This window comes from Neobacillus drentensis, from assembly GCF_036962765.1.
Taxonomy (GTDB): domain Bacteria; phylum Bacillota; class Bacilli; order Bacillales; family Cytobacillaceae; genus Neobacillus; species Neobacillus drentensis_C.
On the sequence record NZ_JBALOS010000193.1, the window covers coordinates 11,400 to 14,740 of the forward strand.

3 protein-coding genes are annotated in these 3,341 nt (G+C 38.9%); 1 reads left to right on the forward strand and 2 read right to left on the reverse strand.

Features of this window, described 5'->3' with window-relative positions:
- The coding region (locus tag V7137_RS21930) for a TrkH family potassium uptake protein (RefSeq protein ID WP_335700031.1) at positions 1-1,300 on the forward strand (1,300 nt) is incomplete at its 5' end.
- 270 nt (positions 1,301-1,570) lie between these two features.
- Here the strand turns inward: V7137_RS21930 and V7137_RS21935 are convergent.
- Entirely contained in the window at positions 1,571-3,034 is a 1,464-nt protein-coding gene (locus V7137_RS21935) for an NAD(P)/FAD-dependent oxidoreductase (RefSeq protein ID WP_335700032.1), read from the reverse strand.
- A gap of 191 nt (positions 3,035-3,225) precedes the next feature.
- Positions 3,226-3,300 (reverse strand): YjcZ family sporulation protein, encoded by a 75-nt coding sequence (locus tag V7137_RS21940; protein WP_157406101.1) that lies wholly within the window; start codon positions 3,298-3,300, stop codon positions 3,226-3,228.
- Between the last annotated feature and the right edge of the window lie 41 nt (positions 3,301-3,341).

Sequence of the window (3,341 nt, forward strand, 5' to 3'; positions counted from 1 at the left end):
TCTTTTTTATTTTTCTGCTTTAATTATCTCTACACTGTTATTAAAAATCCCGCTGGCCCACCGTGAGAATGTTTCGCTAAGTTTTATCGAAGCCATGTTCACCTCAGCTAGCGCCATAAGCGTTACTGGGTTAAGTGTGATTTCCATTAAAGATACATTTAACAACTTTGGAATTTTTCTCATATGCTTAATTCTCCAATTGGGTGGATTAGGGGTCATGTCGTTAAGTACATTTCTTTGGATAATGCTTGGAAAAAAAGTAGGCTTAAAAGAAAGACAATTGATAATGATTGATCAAAATCAATCGAATTTGTCTGGATTAGTCCATCTGGCAAAACGAATATTCATTATTTTTATCTCGTTTGAATTTGTGGGTGGAATCATTTTAGGAATTCGCTTTTTGAACTATTATGAAGGTACATTATCTGCATTTAAACATGGATTTTTTGCATCAATCAGCGCCACGACCAATGCGGGATTTGATTTGACGGATGAGTCACTCAGTCCATTTAGCGGAGACTATTTTGTTCAAACCATTATTATTTTGTTAATGATTGTGGGAGCGATTGGTTTTCCAGTTATGGTGGAGGTTTATGAATTCTTTTTAAACCTAAATAGCCGGAAGAAATTTCATTTCACCTTATTTACTAAGTTAACTACGATAACGTTTGTCCTTCTCACCGTTCTCGGTGCCTTATTCATTTATATTTTTGATAGTCAACACTTTTTTACCAATAAGAGTTGGCATGAATCCTTTTTCTATTCGTTATTTAATTCGGTTACAACAAAAAGTGCTGGTTTAGCAACAATGGATATCAATGACTTTACACCAAGCAACCAACTGTTCCTATCCATTTTAATGTTCATCGGCGGGTCTCCTAGCAGTGCAAGCGGCGGTATTCGGACAACAACATTTGCCATCATTTTATTATCCATCTTTTTTTATGCTCAAGGAAAAAGCTCGATCAAAATCTTTAGACGCGAATTGCAAAGTGAGGATGTTCTGAAATCATTTATAGTGATCACGACTGCTGCGTTATTATGTTTGTTTTCTATTTTAGTATTATCGATTACCGAAAAAGGCACAGTTCTTGAAGTAATCTTCGAAGTTTCATCTGCTTTCGGGACAAATGGTTTGTCATTGGGGTTAACACCAAGACTTTCTACGTTTGGACAAATTCTTATCATTATTCTTATGTTTATTGGGAGAGTTGGCATTGTCACCTGTTTACTCATTTTACGAGGTAAAGGAAGTAAGGAAAAGATTAAATATCCAAAGGAAAAAGTACCGATTGGGTAATAGTTAAAAATAGAGATAGTTATACCTGTTCAGAGTGACGTCCCTTTTTTTTTCTATACATGGGCACTCTGAATCTCTCACAGTGCCCGTCTGGTTCTTTTTTATCCAGCCATGGGCACTCTGAACTTCTCACAGTGACCGTCTGGTTCTTTTTTACCCAACAATGGGCACTCTGAACTTCTCACAGTGACCGCCCGGATCTTTTTTATACATCAAAGGGCATTGTATCCATCTTCATTCTCAACAAAAAAACCCGCAAAAATATGCGGGTTAGACTAGAACGGTTTCTTGTTTTTGTTCAGTTGTTTTTTGAATAATGTCTCTCGCAATCCAGACTCCGCATGCACTTGCTTGTGCAAGCCCGCGTGTAATCCCTGCTCCATCGCCGCCAACATAAAGTCCGCTAATTTCCGACTCGAATCGGTCATTTAAGCGTGGGCGCGCCGAATAGAACTTCGCCTCCACACCGTAGAACAAGGTATGTTCTGAAGCAAGACCCGGGGACACTTGGTTTAAGGCTTCAGTCATTTCTATTAAACTTTTTAACGTATTATATGGAAGAACCAATCCAAGATCACCTGGAACCGCTTCTTTTAATGTCGGCTCAAGGAATCCTTCTTTAATCCTTTTTACTGTCGATCTTCTGCCTTTTAAAATATCTCCATATTTTTGAACAATTAGACCGCCGTTCGATAAGCTATTGGCAAGGCGGGAAATTTCGTGTGCATACTCATTCGGTTTATCAAACGGATCGGAAAAGGTATGCGAAACAAGTAAGGCAAAATTCGTATTCGGACTGCCAAGCTTTGGATCCTTATAAGCATGACCATTGGCAAGCATGATGCCTGAATGATTCTCAACGACCACATGACCTGATGGATTGCTGCAAAAAGTTCGTACCGTAGTCCCAACGGAAGTATTGAAAATAAATTTACCTTCGTACAAATGTTCATTGATTTCCTGCATGACAATGTTCGAGGTCTCCACGCGAACCCCAATATCTACTTGATTACTAATCATCCGTAATCTGCGGGATTTTAAGATATCAGAAAGCCATTTTGAACCGTCACGTCCCGGCGTAATGACAACCTTATCGGCATAAACATGTTGGTCCCCTTTAAGATTGATCCCTTTTACTAAAAGACCATCCGATGTTTTTTCGGTGATTAAATCCAAAACTTCCGTTTTAAATAACATTTCAACCTTTGTTTTTAAATATTCGAAAATACTTTTTAAGATTTCAAGATTTTGTTCTGTCCCAAGGTGGCGAACCTGGGCACGCAGCAACTTTAGTCCAGCCGCATAGCCGCGTCGTTCAATATCTCTGACCTGATCTGTTAATGGATCTGTAATGCTTTCGGTCGCACCATGCTTTAAATTGATTTCATCGACATAGCGAATTAACTCCACTACCTGTGAATCTGAAAGATAGTCGGTCATCCAACCTCCAAATTCACTTGTGATATTAAATTTCCCGTCGGAGTAGGCACCCGCCCCACCAAAACCATTTGTGATCGAACAGGCCGGCAGACACCCAGCAAATTCTTTTTTCCCTGCTGCAGGTGGACATTTTTCAATTTTCTTTTGTAATATTGGGCAATTTCTCCGGTAAATATCATGTCCTTTATCCACTAAGAGAACCTTTGCGTTTGGCATTTTTAGTGTCAGTTCATAGCAGGCAAATATCCCTGCAGGGCCAGCACCCACTACTATCACATCATATCTCGTATCCATTGTCCAATTACCTCCAAAGTCATTTTACTCAACATTGGTAAATATATCAGACTATTTTTGTTTCGTCAACATTAAATACGAACTATCAATTAAAATTATATGTAATCGTTCGGATTTTATCCCTATATCAGAAAATTTTCTTTTAATAGAAAATGGCTGACTTGTTTAGAGTCAGCCTTTATTTCGTCAAATTAACAGCACCAGCTAGCCCCGATAATGATCAATAGGATAAACAGAACGACGATTAACGCAAACCCACCGCCGATTCCGCAACATCCTCCTGCAGGATATGCAGGGTATGCAGGGT